This window comes from Alteromonas sp. DY56-G5, assembly GCF_041414725.1.
GTDB lineage: Bacteria > Pseudomonadota > Gammaproteobacteria > Enterobacterales > Alteromonadaceae > Alteromonas > Alteromonas macleodii.
Genome location: NZ_JANHZQ010000032.1, coordinates 40620 through 59073 on the forward strand (window position 1 = coordinate 40620; position 18454 = coordinate 59073).

Genomic DNA, 18454 nt, shown 5'->3' on the forward strand with positions numbered 1-18454 from the left:
ACAACCTTAAGTATTGAATGTAAGACCGTTGGACAGTTTATTAGTTCACTTCACGGTTAACTTTACATCGGGCTTTGCATACGCAAATTGCGCAATTCGTTGTGTGCTGTGGTAGCTGTCTAGGCCTGAGATACAGGCCGTTTGCGCTTGCTCTATATCTGCATAGCCGTCTGAATCTATTATTTGCTCAGGAACGTAGAGCTCCTGGATTTCGCCGATAACCATTTCGGTTTCATTAAGCAAAGTAAAATGCTGTGCTACTTTTAAGCCCATTTTAATTTCACTTTCTTTGACATACGGCGCACTGAAGGACTCACTGATCTGCGCGGTTAACCCAACGGCTTCAAATTCACTTTCATCTGGCGCATAGCGGGCTGATGTTTGGTGGGCTTTGTCGACCCAGTCAACAGCCACGTGATTTAGCGTATAAAAGCCCTGCTGTTTTATATTGCTCAACGTATCTCGCGTGACGGTATGTGGACGCATGATCATGCCAATGAGAGGCGGGTTTGCACCGACATGAACAATAGAGCTCACTATAGCCAAATTGTTTGTAACGCCGTTTGTTGTACCCACCAAAGTCGCCGATTTAAAACCAGACAAACTATTAATTAGGTTTGCGCGGTAGCGCTGTGCAAGGGCGTCTATATCACCGCGGGTAAACTGCTTAGTCATTCTCTCTTTCTGCCTCTATCTGAATGTCATCACCGTGCTGATAAGCAGTAAGCTCAATGGGCTGACAACACACTTGGCAGTCGAGCACCTGTACTTGGCCAACATCGTTAATTTCATCTATTTCAACATCATTTGGAGCCATGCAGTAAGGACAGGAAAAGCCCATGGAACGAGTTAAACTCATATTTAAATGCCTTTGTAATCACTAATGCTATTTGTTACGTAATGCAAAGACGACTGGATTTTCTTTTAGACACGCCCCTTGTATCTGATTTTAAGAGAAAAGGACAAGACTGCCATTTGACGCTTATGAGTAATCAGAAAACTGGGTCCACAAATAATAGATGTGATAGACGAAAAAGGTGACCTTGTGGCAAATAAAGTTGGTCAATGCCCGTGCTGTAATAGAGAAACTCGCCTTACTTACCATCATCTTATTCCGCGAAAAATGCACAGGCGTACCTATTTTAAAAAGCACTTTAGCAAAGCGGAGCTTCAGGACGGCATTTACATTTGCAGACAATGTCACAGCGGTATACATCGATTTTATGATGAGATGACGTTGGCCAAACACTACTTCAATTTGCAGCGTTTATTGGCAGATGCGCAGCTTTCTTCGTTCTTTCATTGGGTGTCTAAACAGCGCGTACGCGTGTAAAAGTACACGCTGTGCACTATTGGCAGCAGATGTGATACCCAATCGCGGAGGATTTAATTTGATTCGCGTGGCTGTATAAATATACACTATTGGTGTTTTCATAGCCAAAGATACCTCATGCGAAAAGATTTACCGCCACGTTATTACCTTACACACTTTCACGAGTTCCTTGGGTTCTTTGAGAGTGCTAGCAGGGCGCTTCTAAGTGACGAAGCCACTGACTTTGTTAGGCGTTTTAAAGCGTTAGACGATGACAAACAGTGTATTGTTGTGCGCGCTGCAAATCGCAAGTATGCAGTGATTGACAGGACGCAGTTCAATTATAGCGAAATCGCTGTGCCACAAGAGCAAATAGATTGGCTTACCGACAACGGCTGGTTTGGTGACCTTACCCACGCTTCGCTTAATGACATCGCTGGTGTCTTGACCAAAGATGCTCTGCTTGAGCTACTTGCTGAATACGGCAGTATTCAGGGGCTCGCATCTCTCACCAAGCCTAAACTCGTGACGTTGCTTAATGAACATATCGAAGCTAGAGGCTGGCCAGAGCGTTTTTCGCTAGATAACTACTTAGTGTGCTTGTTCGACGATGCACTTCGCTATTTGCTGTTTATCTATTTTGGTAACACCAAAAGCCGCCTAAATCAGTTTTCTATGCGCGATTTAGGCGTAATGAGAACCCGTTCTGATTCCGTAACGGATACGGCGCGTTTTGAAACTAAAAGCGACGCCCAAGCGTCATGGTTTTACGCCAACCATTACAGCCAGTTAGCTTTTTATAACGATGATATGTTGCTTGCCATTGCCGAAGGTGAACTGCCCATTACAGAAGGTGTGTCGGCATGTTTTTATCGCGACCAGTTTCTCTATGCACTAGGTCTAAAAGTGCTGATGTTTGATAGAGCGAAAGGGCTAGAAGTATTGAAAGCGGCGCAAAGCGATAAGGCAAAAGAAAAGTGGTTAAGAGAGAGCTACAAGGACGGAAATGAAAATAGTGTTAAACAGACCCTTGAAGAGATAATTGATAATCCGCAATCGGATACGCTGTTAGCATTTGCAGAAGATTTCTATGCCCGTAAATACCACAAAAAACGCACCAGCACGGTTACCGACATGCTTCGCAATGCTAGCCGTACACTGGATATTGACGTAAGCCAAAACCAACAGGTTGAGCGTGGTGTGCTGGCGCATTATGCAAGGCACGGCATTGAAGGCTGGCGCACGGAAAACCGATTGTGGCGCAGTTTGTTCGGCCTTACCTTTTGGAGGCAACTTTACGAAGAAGACACGCTGGTTACGGAGTTTGATCGCAGGCCGTTATCGCTTAAACAGAATAACTTTTACGCTAAGTTTGAACACAGTATTGAAGCGTTGTTACAGGCGCTTGATAGCAAAGAAAAACTGCGTTTTCATATTCACAAAATGGCCACGATGCACTATGGCAAAGTGAATAGCCTGTTTATGTGGTCTAGTCATTTGCTTACGCCTATAGAAGCGCTAATTCAGCATGGTTCGCTAGATTCTATTTATGCTTTACTTCGCATGATGTGCAAAGACTTTGAGAGCCTCCGAGATGGCTTCCCCGATATCATGGTATTTGACGGCGCACTTCGCTTTGAAGAAATCAAAGCGCCTGGCGATCAGCTTCGCCGAAATCAGCTGGTTTCAATTCAACGTTTGCAGCAAGCTGGATTTGACGTTGCGGTAACAACAGTGAAATGGATACGCGACCCAGCACAGCCTTATGTTGTGGTAGATATAGAGACCACGGGAGGAAACAGCAGCTACAACCGGATTACCGAAATAGGTATGGTAAAACTTGTTGGTGGGAAAGAGGTAGACAGGTTTCAAACCCTATTAAACCCGCAGCGCCGTATTCCAAGCAATATTACCCGTCTTACCGGAATTTCGGATGACATGGTGGCAAATGCCCCCATTTTTGCCGAAGTCGCGGAACACGTGGCCAGCTTCACCGAAGATGCTGTGTTTGTCGCGCATAACGTGAATTTCGACTATGGGTTCATTAAGCAAGAGTTCGCAAGATTAGAGCAAACTTTTAGGCGACCGAAAATGTGCACCGTGCGCGAAATGCGCCGCACTTATCCGGGGCTACCATCCTACTCCTTGGCAAACCTGACCCGGCACTTTCACATCGATATGGAGCAGCATCACCGTGCGCTGAGCGATGCCAAAGCCGCTGCCGAGTTGTTAAAGCTAGCGTTTGAAAAAGACGATGAGCTGGTGGGTATTTCGTCAAATACGTAATTGTCCTCGTGTTATTTTAGACTGGTGTACTGAACAAAATGCGCGTTAGCTTAGTATCTAAAGGGTTAAAAATGCATATTGAGAAGTAAGAGATGGCATTAACTGAAGAACAAGAATCACGAATAATTGAAATGGCGTGGGAAGACCGCACGCCGTTTGAAGCCATTGAGCGTTTATACGGGCTGCCAGAAAAAGACGTAATAAAGCTTATGCGCAAAAACCTCAAACAGAAAACTTTCAAAAACTGGCGAGAGCGTGTATCGGGCAGAAAAACAAAGCACGCTAGCTTGCGACCTGAAGGTGTAGACAGAGGGTATTGTCCTTCACAGTATAAATACAAAAGTGCCAATAAGTAGTGTACCCAATCAGCGCGTGGGGTCTGTAGAGCCCCTTTAGCGAAGGCTGCACTACATTACTTCTTAGGATGCGTCATTGTTGTTATCGGTAAGAGGAATGCGGTTAGCTGCTGACGTAACGGCGTAGGGAATATGATGGTATTACTAGATTGGGTAATGCTTTTTGCGTGATGGACTTGGCGCAGTAAATTCTGATAGGTTTCATCACTTTGCTGAACGGCTTCCACTTTTTTCATCATTAATTCAATGAATTCTGCTGGTGAAAGGTCATTATGCTGCCTTATTTCAAAGGCCAGCGCCTTGATCACGTACGCTTCCCATTCTTTCCTGTAACTGTCTTTCAGGCGTTCAGGGTAGAGCGTTAAGTCAGATATATCCTGAGCTAAGTCTACTATATCTAGGGGATCATCAAAGAGGACACGAAACGCTAGAAGCGCTTCATCTGAGAGTCGAGAAATGGGAAGTTTTTCTTTGAACTGAGCGTAGCGGCTTGGCACAAAAACACCTTTTCTTAACGGGTAAAACCTTGAAATAAAATGAAGATAATTCCTATCAACACCGCCAAATTGTAATAAAACCTAAATATCGTTGAAAGTTGTTAAGATTAAAAATACGTAATCTGCGATAACTGAACTCTGTTTGTCGATAAACCGTAACTCACTATGCACTGTTAAAGTGTGTACGCGTTCTTGCTGTTTGGCCCACCCATTGGTGGGCCTTTTTTACTATGGCCCACCAATTCGGTTCTGCTTAACTTTCGAAAGAAAGTTTTACCCCTGCTAGTAACCGGCTGACGCTATCAACTACATCAGCCCTTATAAACCACTCGATGTCCTGCTTTTCTGAAAGCACTCCACCAAACTCTACTGAGCCACCGTGGCCTGTTCCAAGGAAATCTTCAATTAATTCGGCGCGCTCACCAAAACTACTGTCTATATAGGAATAGTAAGCAAAATATTCGATAGGATATGATGTGTTAAAAGCGCTTGCAGCGAATTCGCCGCTGGTGCCCACTACAACTTTCGCAGCACTTTCATCAGTACGCTGCACTAATTCAATGAACGCGGTATCTTGTTCATTAATACGTAATCGATATTCTGCCCGGGCAAACGTACCGTTCAGCATTCTTTCAAAACTGGCTTCGTAGCTATGTCGTTGTCCCATCTTGGCCGAATATTCAATTTCGAAATACTCATCCTCTCCGCCAATATTAAAGGCTTCAGATGCTTCAGCATTTGCAAGTTGACCAACGACTATTTCAATGGCGGTGTCGTTTTGCAATTGCTTCACGTGACGTACTCCCGTTATCCAACCATCTTTCGACAAGCCGGTGGAAGAAACACGCCCTTTGTAAGTTGGAATAACACCTAACTCAGTTTTCCCCGAATCGGTTTCATGCCTTAAGTACAGACGCCTTGCGTAGAGATAATCAGTGTTGTCGCTGCCGAATGTATTGTGACTTGATGAAAAGTCATCGCCAGTCACCACAAAGCTGTTTACTGACCACGCAGAAGTGATGGCAAGAGAGGGATAGTAACGCAGTCGATATTGTTCGCGGCTTGGGCGGTTGGAACGATTATCGTAACGAACTTGAATATCTAGCTTCTGTGAGAAGGTGGGCGCTATTTGTTCTGCATGCGCGTTAGTTCCTGCAATGGCTATCAGCTGTAAAATAAACAAAAAAGGATTTCGCACCTGTTCAACCCTAAACAACATGATTAAGTAGTTTATACATTAAATCTAATTAATTAGCGCAACGAATAACGTAGTTAGCGCAACGAATAACGTAGTTAGCGCAACGAATAACGGCTTAAGAAAAAAATACAAAAAAAAGCCGGCAGGGATGCCGGCAATAAGTGGAGTGGGACTCCAATGAGGGTAAAACACACAAAAGCATTAAAACTCAGGGAGATGTCTTAAAACTTGTATGCAGTATAGAACCAGTTTTTTAATAGGAAAATCGTTAAAAATTGATTGTAGTAATCGGAAAATTAGAATGTGCTGAATAGCGAATAGCGAATAGCGAATAGCGAATAGCGAATAGCGAATAGCGAAGAAAGAAAATTGGGCTACACAAAAAACAGCGTGTAGCCCAAAGGGGGGATTAGGCTAAACCTAGCTTCTTCTCTAGGTAGTGGATGTTGGTTCCACCCGCGAAGAAGTTTTCATCGGCCATAATGGCGCGCTGAAGAGGGATATTCGTTTTAATTCCTTCAACCACAATCTCTTCAAGGGCGTGGCGCATACGAGCAATCGCTTCGTCGCGGCTTTCACCATAAGTGATAAGCTTACCAATCATTGAGTCGTAGTAAGGAGGCACGTGGTAGCCCGCGTAAATATGCGACTCCCAACGAATACCTAAACCACCTGGCGCATGGAACATATCAATAGGACCAGGGCTAGGAATGAAGGTTTGTGGATCTTCTGCGTTAATTCGACATTCAATAGCGTGGCCACGAATTTGAATTTGCGACTGATCAATTGATAGTGGCTGACCGGCTGCAATGCGAAGCTGCTCTTTAATAAGGTCAACGCCTGTGATCATTTCAGATACTGGGTGCTCTACCTGAATACGGGTATTCATTTCAATGAAATAGAATTCGCCGTTTTCATATAGGAACTCGAATGTACCTGCTCCGCGGTAGCCAATTTCAATACAGGCTCTGCGGCAGCGATCGCCAATCTTGGTGCGCATTTGCTCAGAAATACCCGGTGCAGGCGCTTCTTCAACCACTTTTTGGTGTCGACGTTGCATTGAACAGTCACGCTCACCTAAGTGAATGGCGTTACCTTGGCCATCGGCTAATACTTGAATTTCAACGTGACGTGGGTTCTCAAGGAATTTTTCCATGTAAACCGTTGAGTTACCAAATGCAGCGCCAGCTTCCGCTTGCGTTGTTTCAATGGCTTTAATCAACTCAGCTTCGCTGCGCACCACGCGCATACCACGACCACCGCCGCCGCCCGCAGCTTTAACGATGATTGGGTAACCAATGCGCTTAGCAATGGCTTTGTTGCGCTCTACGTCGTCAGTTAGCGGGCCGTCGGAACCGGGTACACACGGTACGCCTGCTTTTTTCATGGCGTTGATAGCAGAAACTTTGTCACCCATAAGGTTGATAGTTTCAGCTTTAGGGCCAATGAAAATAAAGCCGCTTTTTTCTACTGCTTCAGCAAAGTCTGCGTTTTCCGCTAGGAAACCGTAACCTGGGTGAATAGCAATAGAGTTAGTGACTTCTGCAGCAGCAATAATGCGAGGAATGTTCAGGTAGCTTTCGGTTGCCGATGCTTTACCAATGCAAATTGATTCGTCAGCCAGCAACACGTGCTTCAAGTTTTTATCCGCAGTAGAGTGCACCGCTACGGTTTTGATGCCTAGTTCTTTACAGGCTCTCAAAATACGCAGGGCAATCTCACCACGGTTAGCAATAAGTACTTTATCTAGCATAGTTAAGCACTCGCTTATTCAATGATGAACATTGGCTGGTCGAATTCTACAGGGTCTTGGTTTTCAACCAAGATTGCCTTAACCACACCGGCTTTATCTGCTTCAATTTGGTTCATCATCTTCATTGCTTCAACGATACAAAGCGTGTCGCCAACTTTCACTTGTTGACCCACTTCTGCAAATGCTTTTGCCGTTGGTGAAGATGCACGGTAGAACGTACCTACCATTGGAGACTTAACAACGTGACCTTCTGGCTGAGCTGGCTCTGCTGGTGCTTCAGAAGCAGTGGTAGCTGCCGCCGCTGGAGCAGGGGCCATTTGCGGTGCAGCAGGAGCTGCAAAGCTGTAGTTCATTGGCGCTTGAACACCCGTTGGGCCACGGTGGATGCGTACAGACTCTTCGCCTTCAGTGATCTCTAGCTCGGCAATGCCAGATTCTTCCACTAGTTCGATGAGTTTTTTAATCTTTCTAATATCCATGTTCTGTCTCTGCTTTATTTATGCGATTTCGGTAAGTTGATTGCTGCAGTTAGCGCGAGCGAGTAGCCCATGGCACCAAGGCCAACAATGACGCCAGCTGCAACATCAGAAAAATAAGAATGATGACGAAACGGTTCACGGGCGTGAACGTTCGACAAATGCACTTCAATAAACGGGATATTGACACTTAATAATGCATCGCGAAGGGCGACGCTGGTGTGCGTGAAGGCAGCAGGATTAATAATAATGGCATCAACAGTACCCATAGCAGCGTGCACGCGATCAATCAGTTCAAACTCAGCGTTTGACTGAAAATGCGTTAAGGTCACGTTGCTTGACGCAGCCTGCGCCTGCAAATCATCTACGATGTCTTGCAAGGTTTGTGTGCCGTATTTGTCGGGTTCTCTTTGGCCTAACATATTCAGGTTAGGGCCGTTCAATAACAAAATATTCATCTAGTTTGCTGCTATCTTCGGGAAAAAGTCACGGTTATTGCCATTTCAACAAACTTTTGTGACAGTTGCACGAAAAAAAGCCAATTAATTTGCTCGTTTATTGTGTTAAATGCTGATTATAGTGATAGATAAAGATTTCGCAGCAAAATACTGGTCTAATCAGGTGTTTTCGGCGCAAAGTTTATTGGGATGTTTGCTTGTTGGCTGCCTGTGAAACCGCAGCATGCTGCACTCTCAGAAGGCGTTAGTGGGGGATGAGATGGCAGTTTTAACGAAAAGTATCAGTATGTATTGCTATAAATGCTAAGGCGAGGCCTTAGTTAGGGCGCTGTCGAGGGAAAACGGCACACTCACGTACTTACCATGGAATTTGGCTACATAAATGCCAAAGTGAAGGTGGGGTAAGGAAGAAAACCCCGTATTGCCGGTATAACCGATAAGCTGCCCGCGCTTTACAGTTTGCCCTCTTGTTACTACAACACCTTTATATTTCAGGTGGTAGTATTCGCCGGTGGTTCCGTCGCTATGAAGAATAACAACGTAGTTAGCGTATTTTGCAAACTTCGGCGTTGGCCCGCCTTTCGTGCCGTCATCTTTCGTGTCGACCACTACGCCTTCCCGGGCGGCTAAAATAGGTGTACCTACAGGCGCGGCAAAATCGAGAGCATACCTTGGCGCACCAGAATGACTAAAATTGCCGTTAAAGCCTTGCACAATACGGTATTTGCTAGCTGGTTGTAGCGGTGGCAGATACGTATAGGCGTTGTCGTGTATCGCGTCTACGCGCCCCACCGTCCATTTAACGCGCATAGAATCCCAGAATGCGTCGGCATTTTTTACTACGCCAAGGGGCACTTGGTCATTGGTATCTAAAAATGCATTAACGTGGGCTTTTGATTTAAGCTCCCCATTGCCTGTTGGAATGTCTTGCATCACATTGGAATACAGAGTTAGCGCTACGGGCAATTCTACTTTTCTCTGTACTGAGACTAAATAAAGAGAAGAAGACGAAGGCGTAAGCTCAAAACAAAAGCGTTTGTTATCAAAGCACCCCGTGGTTTTCGCTGTTACTGATAGGGCAAAAGTGAGCGAAATAAATAAGAAGGCCAGCATTGAATCCAACCTTCTTTTCTGAACCCCGTTTCTAACCAAGATAAAGAGAGCAGCGCTTCGCACTGCTCGCCATACTCGCCATATGAGAAGAGGAAAGTCCTGGAATCGACGCGCCTTAGTCCAAGCGACCACTTTGACCGTCATTAGTGTTAGACCCATTGTTAAGCCACTCGTTTACGTGACCGGCAAAGGCGTCTGCTTTCATAAACCCGGTGACACGGGCTTTGGTTAGCTCGTCGCCGTTTTCGTCAAAGAACAAAATGGTAGGCAGACCTAGCACAGTAAAGGTGTCAAAAATCTCCTGACGTTCTGGTGTGTTATCGGTAAGGTCCATTTGCATCCATACCGTATTGCTAAGTGCAGATACCACTTTCTCGTCAGGGAAGGTGTACTTTTCAAATTCCTTACAGGCTACGCACCAGTCGGCGTACAAATCGACCATTACGGTTTTACCTTGTGCGTTAGCCGCCGCTATTTTATTACGTAAGTCTGCCAAGTCTCGCGCAACAACAAAGTCTGGGTGCCCTGCGTGGACACCATGAGAGTGCTCGCCCCAAAGCCCTGTGTTTAGCCCTGCTTGATAAGTAAGGCCAGCACTTCCCATAATGCCTATTGCCACCACAACAGCACGTACAAGTTTCATCAGTGAGTTTTTGCTGGCGCGATTGAGTACCCAGTAGTAACCGAATAAACCGAAGCCAAGCAATCCCCATAGGAAGCCAGTGGCTGGGCTATTATATAAACGCTCAATAAACACAATGGCCACGGCAAGCATCATAAAGCCGAAAGTCACCTTCACCACATTCATCCAGTTACCTGCTTTAGGTAGGAGTTTTCCACCTGTCATGCCGAACAGAATAAGTGGAACGCCCATACCAATACTTAACAAGTAAAGAGAAATAAAGCCCAGTGTCATATCGCCAGTTTGGGCGATGAATAACAATATACCGGTTAGCGGGGCAGTAGTGCAGGGTGAAGCGATAAGGCCAGACAATACGCCCATAATAAACACCCCTGCGAAACTGCCGGGCGTTTGATTGTTACTCATGTGAGTGAGCTTTTCTTGATACTTTGCCGGTAGCTGAATTTCAAAGCCACCAAACAGGGCAACGGCAAGCGCCACAAATAGCACAATGAATACGCCCAGCACCACAGGGTGTTGCAGCGCAGCCTGAAACTGCGCGCCGGCTACCGCAACCACTAATCCAAGAAGCGAGTAGGTAATCGCCATACCTTGAACATAAACAAAGGTTAGCCAGAATGAATGCGATGCGGTTTTAGGCTTGCCCTGACCAATCACAATGCCCGACACAATGGGATACATAGGAAATACGCAAGGCGTAAAGGCTAAGCCTACGCCTAGTGCAAAAAATAGCGCTAAAGTGAGCGCAAGGTTATCTTTATCAATTAGCCTTTGCGCTAAATCGAACTGCTCGCTTTGCGAAGAGGCCGCTGCGTCATTTGATTCTGAGGTCGTATCTGTATCGGCAACTGCACTGCTTCCCACTTCGTTTAAATACACGACTTTCACTGTAGGCGGGTAGCAAAGCCCTGCGTCAGCGCAGCCTTGATAGCGAATTTTAACTACGCCGTCACTGAGTGCTGATTCAATAGGCAAGGTAATAGATACGCCGTTGTAGAACACTTCAGACTCGCCAAAAAACTCATCCTGAATCATTACCCCATTTGGGTAGTCAGGCTCGCCAATTTCGGCTTGTTTCGCCACGAACTTAAACTGCTTTAGGTAGAGGTAGTAGCCGTCCGCAATATCGAAGCTTACCGTAAGCACATCGCCTTTTTGGTTGAAATCAAACGCAAACGCTTGGTCTACATCTAAAAACTGGGGTTCATCCACGAACGGATCGTCAAAGGCATTGGGCACCTGAGCCAAGGCGAACGTGCTTAATAACGTCATTAAACAAAATGCTGAAAGTACATAAGCGCTAAAGCGACGAAACAGTGAAGCTGATGCAGTGCCTGATGAGAAAGAAAGTAAAGTCATAAAGTTACAGTTCATTTTTATCTATTTTGCGTTGTCGTTATTTTTATTAGAATTAAGTTTTAACTAGCGCTGTAGCATGGTTTGTAACCACTGACCGTAAGCGCTGCTAGCCTCAGCATTAAGTTCTAACCATTCAGGGACATCGTACGGATGTAGTTCACTTACTCTCTCGAGGGCCTGTAAAACGTGTTGTGTGTTCGTTTTAATAAGCAGTTGGCACTCTGCGTCGGTTTCCACCTTCCCCTGCCACTCATAAACGGACTCTATACCCTTGATTATGTTGACGCAGGCGGCAAGCTTTTCTTTAACGAGCGTGCTGGCAATTAACTGCGCTGTCTTTTCATCGGGCGTGGTGCACAATATAAGCTTAATTGTCATGAACTTTTCCTACTTTATTTCGCGCCTGTTACTTTGCTAATGGGTCGATATGTAGTTGACCTGAAAAGTCGCACTATTCTTTCATAGCTACAGTATATCACGGTCGTTATCGGTCGCTTTAAGTGGCTATTTAAGCGAAAGGGTGGGCACCTTTTCTTGTTATTACGTACAAAGACCCTATAACAGGTTATGAATACATGAAAGAGGAAGCATTTTGCGGGTTTTATTTATACTGTTTGCCCTATTACCTATTTTAGAGATTGCGTTGCTGATAAATGTGGGCAGCGTGATCGGTGGTTGGAATACCGTTGGCTTGGTACTTCTTTCTGCCTTTATTGGTGCTTACTTTGTTAAACGCGAAGGCGTGAGTACTCTGCAAACTGCACAAGAAAAAATGCAGCGAAATGAAGTGCCAGGAAAAGAACTAGTTGAAGGCTTGATGCTGGTGGTTGCGGGTATTTTACTTGTGACGCCAGGCTTTATTACCGATATTTTCGGCTTTTTGCTGGCAATACCAGGCTCTCGTCACTTCTTTGCTGCTCAGGTCAGTAAGCACATGAAAATGCGTGTTGTCGCTCCGGGTATGGGGCCGGGAACTGCAGGCTTCGGACAGGGTCAGTCACCGTTTGGGCAAAGTCCTTTCGACCAGCGTCCACGTTCAAATAATAGCGATGGTGATGTGTTTGAAGGTGAGTACACTGATCACACCACTAACGACCCAGATAAGCGCTTAAAATAGCGAGCCCCAACGCCCTCTCCATCAGGTTATGAGCGCCGTTTACCGCGATAAACGGCGTTTACTTGCCCAATAAAAAGAAGTATTTAGCGAAAAAACCAATTTTTTTACATTTTTTTGTTTAAAAACCCTTGAAGTTATCAGGGTACTACCCCATCTATCCGTGCAGAAACGATTTTAACTGCTCAGCAATGAGCAACCCAGGCACACAACATTCAGGCAGTCTGAGTGTTGGTAATCACACAACTTTGAATAGTGGAATTTTCAGGAGACTTGAAAATGGCAATTCGTCCTTTACACGACCGCGTAATCATTAAGCGCGCAGAGCAAGAAAGCAAATCTGCAGGCGGTATCGTTCTGACTGGTTCTGCAGCAGAAAAATCTACACGCGGCGAAGTAATCGCAGTAGGTAACGGTCGCATTCTTGAGAACGGCGAAGTTAAAGCGCTAGACGTTAAAGTTGGCGACACCGTTATTTTCAACGACGGTTACGGCGTTAAAACAGAAAAGCTGGATGGTGAAGAAGTACTTATCCTAAGCGAAAGCGACATTCTAGCGATTGTTGAGTAATTACAACTAACGTTAAAACGAATTTTAGAGGAATTTAATCATGGCAGCTAAAGAAGTACGTTTTGGTGATGACGCTCGCAGCAAAATGCTAAAAGGCGTAAACACACTAGCTAACGCAGTTAAAGTAACACTAGGTCCAAAAGGCCGTAACGTTGTTCTAGACAAGTCTTTCGGTGCACCCACTATCACTAAAGATGGTGTGTCTGTAGCGAAAGAAATCGAACTTGAAGACAAGTTCGAGAACATGGGCGCACAGATGGTAAAAGAAGTAGCGTCTAAAGCGAACGACGAAGCAGGTGACGGTACTACTACTGCTACTGTACTTGCGCAAGCAATCGTAACTGAAGGTCTTAAGAGCGTTGCAGCGGGTATGAACCCAATGGATCTTAAGCGCGGTATCGACAAAGCGGTTGCGGCAGCAGTTGAAGAGCTTAAAGCTCTTTCTACTGACTGTGCAGACAGCAAGTCTATTGCTCAAGTAGGCACTATCTCTGCAAACTCTGATGCAGAAGTTGGTGATATCATTGCTCAAGCAATGGAAAAAGTAGGTAAAGAAGGTGTTATCACTGTAGAAGAAGGTCAGGCACTTCAAAACGAACTAGACGTTGTTGAAGGTATGCAGTTCGACCGCGGTTACCTATCTCCATACTTCATCAACAACCAAGAAAACGGCACCGTTGAACTAGACAACCCGTTCATCTTATTGGTTGACAAGAAAATTTCTAACATCCGCGAACTACTGCCTACCCTTGAAGGCGTAGCGAAAGCGGGTAAGCCGCTAATGATCATCGCTGAAGATGTTGAAGGCGAAGCGCTTGCTACACTAGTAGTTAACAACATGCGTGGTATTGTTAAAGTTGCAGCGGTTAAAGCTCCTGGTTTTGGTGACCGTCGTAAAGCAATGCTTCAAGACATCGCTATTCTAACTGGCGGTACTGTAATCTCTGAAGAGATTGGTCTTGAGCTTGAAAAAGTTCAGCTAGAAGACCTTGGTACTGCTAAGCGCGTAGTTATCAACAAAGACAACACCACTGTTGTTGACGGTAACGGCGACCAAGAAGCAATTGAAGGCCGTTGTGCACAAATCAAAGGTCAAATTGAAGAGTCTTCGTCTGACTACGACAAAGAGAAGCTTCAAGAACGTCTTGCTAAGCTTTCAGGCGGTGTTGCAGTAATTAAAGTTGGTGCAGCGACTGAAGTTGAAATGAAAGAGAAGAAAGACCGCGTAGAAGATGCACTACATGCAACTCGCGCAGCGGTTGAAGAAGGTGTGGTACCTGGTGGTGGTGTTGCACTAGTACGCGCAGCGGCGAAGCTTTCTGAGCTAACTGGCGACAACGAAGACCAAACAGTAGGTGTTAAGCTTGCGCTACGTGCAATGGAAGCGCCTCTACGTCAAATCTCTATCAACTCAGGTGCAGAAGCATCAGTAGTGGTTAACGAAGTGAAGAACGGCGACGGTAACTACGGTTACAACGCTGGTAACGACACTTACGGCGACATGCTAGAGATGGGTATTCTTGACCCAACTAAAGTAACGCGCTCTGCACTACAGTTCGCATCATCAATTGCTTCACTAATGATCACTACTGAAGCAATGGTAGCTGAACTACCTAAAGACGAAGCTGCGCCAGCAATGCCTGATATGGGCGGCATGGGCGGAATGGGCGGCATGATGTAGTGCGACGAGAGTCGCGTAGGTCGCTAACCTAGCAGGCTATATTGATGGTGAGTACTAACTTTTAAGTTAGTGCCACCAGCCCACCTGCAAATTTAGTAGTCGAAATCCGTTGGTCGGATCGCACAATCCGATCAACGGCATTCCCTTAGGGAGTGTTCGCCTGATCACGATTGTCGATCAGTATAAAGAAAACAGGCGCGTGTTCACGCTGCCTTCAACACGTCAGTATCTAGAAGCATAGTCTTTTGTGCGAAAGGGAAAAAGAACGGCGGCTTTGGCCTGCCGACAATTTTAACCTTCGAGGATACTCCTTTCTACTTGTCGTACTCGACAAGACCACACGGTTATTTCAGCTGTTGGAGCGATCTCCGGCGTAAGCTGTTGTAGTTATTGTCTCACCGCTTTGTTTCGGCACTTCGGTAGCGAGACCTGTTATACGGCTAACAGTAGCCTAGGGATAGTGCGATGCTGGTAACGGCATGGTGCGAAGCTTCCTGACAATGTACCCCTGCGTAAGCAGTGTCTTAACTCGTGAGAGTAAGCATAGTTGGCTAACAATAAGCTGGCTGGGGGCTAGGCTGGGCAATATGGTTAACGTAAGTGAACTGTTGATAAATACCGTCAACCGCGGGAGCGAAATATTGTTGATGCGCTCTAACCAAAAGGTACGTGGTCGGTTAATCCTTTTACATCTGGGATTACGCCGTCTTATGACCACCGGTAGATAGACAGAACCTACGTTGTTCGTGTAACTGCAACGGTACTCGGTAAGCCCGATTATCCGCCTGATTATTGGTAACAGTAAAGCAGGCAGGCAATCCGCAAGGAGCGCTTTTGGATGAGCGGGTAAAGGAGGTCTGAAAAAGCGAATGCTGAGCGGTAATAGCTCAGATAGGGGTTCAAACTTTGCCCTAACCTGAAAAGGTGCAGACTTCAGACTGGTCTTTAATTGTGTGAAGGCTTGTAAAGCCGTCTTAAAACCAACCCAAATGGGGATTAGCTTCCCCTTTGGGGCGGGCTTTTCTCCATTTTAGGTTAAGGAGGAAAGCAAGATGAGTACGCCAATGTCAGTACCTGCATTCTCCCACCCACCTTTGGGCTGGCATACCATTAACTGGTATCTGGTTCACAGGCAGGTGAGAGGGTTACAGGTGCGGATCGCGAAGGCGACTAAACAGCAACAGTGGCGCAGGGTGAAAAACCTGCAACGTATGTTGGTGCGCTCGTTTGCTGCCAAGGCATTGGCAGTCAAGCGCGTGACTGAGAACCGTGGCAAAGCAACGCCCGGTGTCGATGGGGAGTTGTGGAGCACTCCAGAGAGTAAATGGAATGCTATAGAACGATTAAAGCGAAACGGGTACAAGCCCAGACCGTTGCGCAGAGTTTATATCCCAAAGGCAAACGGCAAACGCCGTCCGTTGGGAATACCGACAATGCTGGACAGAGCTATGCAGGCCTTATACCTGCTAGGTCTTGAGCCGGTTTCGGAAACTACTGCGGATCGTAATAGCTATGGTTTTAGACCCATGCGTTCGACCGCTGATGCCATAGAGCAATGCTTTGTGAACATCAGTAGGAAGAGCTCTGCCAAATGGATTTTGGAAGGGGATATTAAGGGGTGTTTCGACAACATCAGTCATGACTGGTTACTTGCCAACATTCCGTTGGATAAACAGGTACTCAGAAAGTGGCTGAAAGCAGGGTTCATGGAATCCGGTAGTCTACATGCGACAGAAGCGGGAACGCCTCAGGGCGGGATCATTTCTCCTGTATTGGCCAACATGGCGCTTGATGGTTTGGAAGCGGTGCTTGAATCCCATTTTGGGATGAAAAATACCAAAGCCGCCTACAAGACCAAGGTCAATTACGTACGATATGCGGATGACTTCATCATCACAGGAATCTCGCAAGAGTTACTGGAAGATAAAGTCAAACCCTTTGTTGAAGCCTTTATGGCCGAGCGAGGACTAACGCTATCGAAAGAGAAAACACTGGTCACTCATGTTTCTGAGGGCTTTGATTTTCTGGGTCAGAATTTACGCAGTTACAACGGCAAGCTTTTAATTAAGCCCAGTCGGAAGAATCTGCGAAATGTACTCAGGAAGTTGAAACAAATAGTTGCGGGTAACAAAACGGTCACTGCTGGCAATTTGATAATGATGCTAAATCCTGTTTTACAGGGGTGGGCGAATTATCATCGCCATGTGGTGGCTAAAGAAACCTTCAACTATGTGGACTACAGGGTTTGGAAGATGCTCTGGAAATGGTGCAGAAGACGACATCAAAATCGTCATAAACGCTGGGTTAAGGAGAAATACTTTAAATCAGTGGGCAACCGTAACTGGGTATTTTCTGGTGTGAATGGAAAAGGCAATACAGTCCGACTGATTTACATCATGGATACGGCAATTAAGCGACATATTAAGATAAAAGCAGAGGCAAATCCGTATTTACCGGAATTTGAAGAATACTTTGAGCAGCGCCTAGAGCGAGCTTGGAAGGAGTCTTTTAAAGGTAGAGATAAGTTGCTAACGCTTTGGCTCAGACAGCGGAAACGCTGTGTTATGTGCAACAACCTGATTACCAAGGAGACAGGGTGGAATATCCATCACATTGTTGAAAGGGTGAAAGGTGGTAGCGATAAACTGAGCAACTTGGTGTTGTTGCATCCCAATTGTCATCGGCAGTTACATCACGGAAATTTATTTTGAGTGACAGGGTTAGAAATGAAAATTTTAAATGTTGATGAGGCAAGAGAGCTTGCTGGCTTTAACACACTTACTGGTAGTCGAGTCACTGAAATAGTGTTCGAGGCTATTAGAACGAGTGCTGCTAAAGAAAAGATGAGTACATCCGTCGAACTCCGAAAAGTTAAACTTCGGAAGTACGCTATAAAGGAATGTCGCGAAATTATCACGGAGCAAGGCTTTAAAATTGATGTCTCAGAAAACAAAGGGCTCGTGACTCTAAATGTTTCTTGGTTATTTCCATCGGATAGTGAGGTGGAGTTAGTACTCTAAGCATGTTCTAGAGGAGTAGTCATTCACTTAATTTCACGATTTAAGTGATATTGCAAGTTAATATTGACTGGTCGGAGCAGTTTGGATATTATACAGTTACTTGTTAATAGCAAGTAATGGCAAACGGCACTTAAATCGAGGATTAACAATGGCTAAGAATCAACATGCAGTACCACACCCTGATGGTGGATGGGGCGTAAAAGGAGCTGGTAATGATCGTTTTACCAGTAGGCACGATACTCAATCAGAAGCAGCGAGTGCTGCTCGAGATATCGCTAGACGACAAAAGTCAGAAGCGTTTGTTCACCGCCCAGACGGGCGAATACGTGAACGAGACTCGTATGGAAACGATCCATTTCCACCTAAGGGGTAGCAAAGTCGTCGGTCTGTACTCTGGTACTGACTTATAAAGGCTTGAGCCGTATGCGGGGAAACTCGCACGTACGGTTCTTAGGGGAGGGACAACCAGTAATGGTTGTTCCTTACCCGACATCATCCCCCAAGCTTAACGCTTAAAAGAAAGGCGCTGCTCATAGAGCAGCGCCTTTTTTGTTTGCCCAGCGAAGCTGGCAAACCCGTCAGGTTGAAAGAAACCTGAATCACCCTGACTGAGGGGAA

19 protein-coding genes are annotated in these 18454 nt (G+C 45.7%); 9 read left to right on the top strand and 10 right to left on the bottom strand.

The annotated features are described in order from the left end of the window. Window positions 1-45 precede the first annotated feature (45 nt). The gene (locus tag NO989_RS15220) at window positions 46-675 is read right to left on the bottom strand and encodes a flavin reductase family protein (protein WP_014951284.1); all 630 of its coding nucleotides are present in this window, start codon (window positions 673-675) and stop codon (window positions 46-48) included. Next, the gene (locus NO989_RS15225; RefSeq protein WP_014980678.1) at window positions 668-859 is read right to left on the bottom strand and encodes a CPXCG motif-containing cysteine-rich protein; all 192 of its coding nucleotides are present in this window, start codon (window positions 857-859) and stop codon (window positions 668-670) included. Before NO989_RS15225 ends, NO989_RS15220 begins: the two co-directional genes overlap by 8 nt. 186 nt (window positions 860-1045) lie before the next feature. Here NO989_RS15225 and NO989_RS15230 point away from each other — a divergent pair, with 186 nt between their 5' ends. From NO989_RS15230 to NO989_RS15240, 3 genes are all read left to right on the top strand, one after another. Next, the gene (locus NO989_RS15230; protein ID WP_230598863.1) at window positions 1046-1333 is read left to right on the top strand and encodes a hypothetical protein; all 288 of its coding nucleotides are present in this window, start codon (window positions 1046-1048) and stop codon (window positions 1331-1333) included. A gap of 117 nt (window positions 1334-1450) precedes the next feature. Continuing rightward, window positions 1451-3598, top strand: coding sequence for an exonuclease domain-containing protein (locus tag NO989_RS15235; RefSeq protein WP_371342819.1), 2148 nt, complete (start codon window positions 1451-1453; stop codon window positions 3596-3598). Window positions 3599-3690: 92 nt separating this feature from the next. Next, on the top strand, window positions 3691-3954 hold the full coding sequence (locus tag NO989_RS15240; RefSeq protein WP_015000000.1) for a TIGR03643 family protein: 264 nt from the start codon (window positions 3691-3693) through the stop codon (window positions 3952-3954). Window positions 3955-4010: 56 nt separating this feature from the next. Here NO989_RS15240 and NO989_RS15245 read toward each other — a convergent pair whose 3' ends face one another. The 8 genes from NO989_RS15245 to cutA all read right to left on the bottom strand — a co-directional run bounded on the left by NO989_RS15245 (window position 4011) and on the right by cutA (window position 11829). Beyond that, on the bottom strand, window positions 4011-4451 hold the full coding sequence (locus tag NO989_RS15245) for a hypothetical protein (protein ID WP_076011918.1): 441 nt from the start codon (window positions 4449-4451) through the stop codon (window positions 4011-4013). A gap of 253 nt (window positions 4452-4704) precedes the next feature. After that, window positions 4705-5649 (bottom strand): hypothetical protein, encoded by a 945-nt coding sequence (locus NO989_RS15250; RefSeq protein ID WP_371342820.1) that lies wholly within the window; start codon window positions 5647-5649, stop codon window positions 4705-4707. Between the two features lie 409 nt (window positions 5650-6058). Further along, entirely contained in the window at window positions 6059-7402 is a 1344-nt protein-coding gene (gene accC / locus NO989_RS15255) for an acetyl-CoA carboxylase biotin carboxylase subunit (RefSeq protein ID WP_014951277.1), read from the bottom strand. A gap of 14 nt (window positions 7403-7416) precedes the next feature. After that, on the bottom strand, window positions 7417-7881 hold the full coding sequence (accB, locus tag NO989_RS15260; protein ID WP_014951276.1) for an acetyl-CoA carboxylase biotin carboxyl carrier protein: 465 nt from the start codon (window positions 7879-7881) through the stop codon (window positions 7417-7419). 14 nt (window positions 7882-7895) lie between these two features. Next, on the bottom strand, window positions 7896-8336 hold the full coding sequence (gene aroQ, locus NO989_RS15265) for a type II 3-dehydroquinate dehydratase (protein ID WP_014951275.1): 441 nt from the start codon (window positions 8334-8336) through the stop codon (window positions 7896-7898). Window positions 8337-8639: 303 nt separating this feature from the next. Then, a complete protein-coding gene (locus NO989_RS15270; RefSeq protein WP_371342827.1) occupies window positions 8640-9449 on the bottom strand; it encodes a M23 family metallopeptidase in 810 nt (269 codons plus the stop codon). A gap of 115 nt (window positions 9450-9564) precedes the next feature. Then, complete coding sequence (locus NO989_RS15275; protein WP_371342821.1) at window positions 9565-11451, bottom strand: protein-disulfide reductase DsbD; 1887 nt, start codon at window positions 11449-11451, stop codon at window positions 9565-9567. 63 nt (window positions 11452-11514) lie between these two features. Then, the gene (gene cutA, locus NO989_RS15280; RefSeq protein ID WP_371342822.1) at window positions 11515-11829 is read right to left on the bottom strand and encodes a divalent-cation tolerance protein CutA; all 315 of its coding nucleotides are present in this window, start codon (window positions 11827-11829) and stop codon (window positions 11515-11517) included. A gap of 214 nt (window positions 11830-12043) precedes the next feature. Here cutA and NO989_RS15285 point away from each other — a divergent pair, with 214 nt between their 5' ends. The 6 genes from NO989_RS15285 to NO989_RS15310 all read left to right on the top strand — a co-directional run bounded on the left by NO989_RS15285 (window position 12044) and on the right by NO989_RS15310 (window position 18209). Beyond that, window positions 12044-12568, top strand: coding sequence for an FxsA family protein (locus NO989_RS15285; RefSeq protein ID WP_333972740.1), 525 nt, complete (start codon window positions 12044-12046; stop codon window positions 12566-12568). 276 nt (window positions 12569-12844) lie between these two features. Continuing rightward, the gene (locus tag NO989_RS15290) at window positions 12845-13135 is read left to right on the top strand and encodes a co-chaperone GroES (protein WP_015068434.1); all 291 of its coding nucleotides are present in this window, start codon (window positions 12845-12847) and stop codon (window positions 13133-13135) included. Between the two features lie 40 nt (window positions 13136-13175). Next, a complete protein-coding gene (gene groL / locus NO989_RS15295) occupies window positions 13176-14816 on the top strand; it encodes a chaperonin GroEL (protein ID WP_371342823.1) in 1641 nt (546 codons plus the stop codon). Window positions 14817-15868: 1052 nt separating this feature from the next. Next, window positions 15869-17527, top strand: coding sequence for a group II intron reverse transcriptase/maturase (gene ltrA, locus NO989_RS15300; RefSeq protein WP_371342824.1), 1659 nt, complete (start codon window positions 15869-15871; stop codon window positions 17525-17527). After that, on the top strand, window positions 17528-17836 hold the full coding sequence (locus NO989_RS15305) for a hypothetical protein (protein WP_371342825.1): 309 nt from the start codon (window positions 17528-17530) through the stop codon (window positions 17834-17836). It begins immediately after the preceding gene. 148 nt (window positions 17837-17984) lie between these two features. Next, window positions 17985-18209, top strand: coding sequence for a DUF2188 domain-containing protein (locus NO989_RS15310; RefSeq protein ID WP_371342826.1), 225 nt, complete (start codon window positions 17985-17987; stop codon window positions 18207-18209). Window positions 18210-18454 lie beyond the last annotated feature (245 nt).

What these genes read in the sequence shown, in the direction of transcription:
- NO989_RS15275 (WP_371342821.1), bottom strand. Translation starts at nt 11,451, where the DNA reads ATGACTTTACTTTCTTTCTCATCAGGCACTGCATCAGCTTCACTGTTT.
- accC (WP_014951277.1), bottom strand. Translation starts at nt 7,402, where the DNA reads ATGCTAGATAAAGTACTTATTGCTAACCGTGGTGAGATTGCCCTGCGT.
- ltrA (WP_371342824.1), top strand. Translation starts at nt 15,869, where the DNA reads ATGAGTACGCCAATGTCAGTACCTGCATTCTCCCACCCACCTTTGGGC.
- accB (WP_014951276.1), bottom strand. Translation starts at nt 7,881, where the DNA reads ATGGATATTAGAAAGATTAAAAAACTCATCGAACTAGTGGAAGAATCT.
- groL (WP_371342823.1), top strand. Translation starts at nt 13,176, where the DNA reads ATGGCAGCTAAAGAAGTACGTTTTGGTGATGACGCTCGCAGCAAAATG.
- NO989_RS15270 (WP_371342827.1), bottom strand. Translation starts at nt 9,449, where the DNA reads ATGCTGGCCTTCTTATTTATTTCGCTCACTTTTGCCCTATCAGTAACA.
- NO989_RS15290 (WP_015068434.1), top strand. Translation starts at nt 12,845, where the DNA reads ATGGCAATTCGTCCTTTACACGACCGCGTAATCATTAAGCGCGCAGAG.
- NO989_RS15235 (WP_371342819.1), top strand. Translation starts at nt 1,451, where the DNA reads ATGCGAAAAGATTTACCGCCACGTTATTACCTTACACACTTTCACGAG.
- NO989_RS15310 (WP_371342826.1), top strand. Translation starts at nt 17,985, where the DNA reads ATGGCTAAGAATCAACATGCAGTACCACACCCTGATGGTGGATGGGGC.
- cutA (WP_371342822.1), bottom strand. Translation starts at nt 11,829, where the DNA reads ATGACAATTAAGCTTATATTGTGCACCACGCCCGATGAAAAGACAGCG.
- NO989_RS15225 (WP_014980678.1), bottom strand. Translation starts at nt 859, where the DNA reads ATGAGTTTAACTCGTTCCATGGGCTTTTCCTGTCCTTACTGCATGGCT.
- aroQ (WP_014951275.1), bottom strand. Translation starts at nt 8,336, where the DNA reads ATGAATATTTTGTTATTGAACGGCCCTAACCTGAATATGTTAGGCCAA.
- NO989_RS15240 (WP_015000000.1), top strand. Translation starts at nt 3,691, where the DNA reads ATGGCATTAACTGAAGAACAAGAATCACGAATAATTGAAATGGCGTGG.
- NO989_RS15220 (WP_014951284.1), bottom strand. Translation starts at nt 675, where the DNA reads ATGACTAAGCAGTTTACCCGCGGTGATATAGACGCCCTTGCACAGCGC.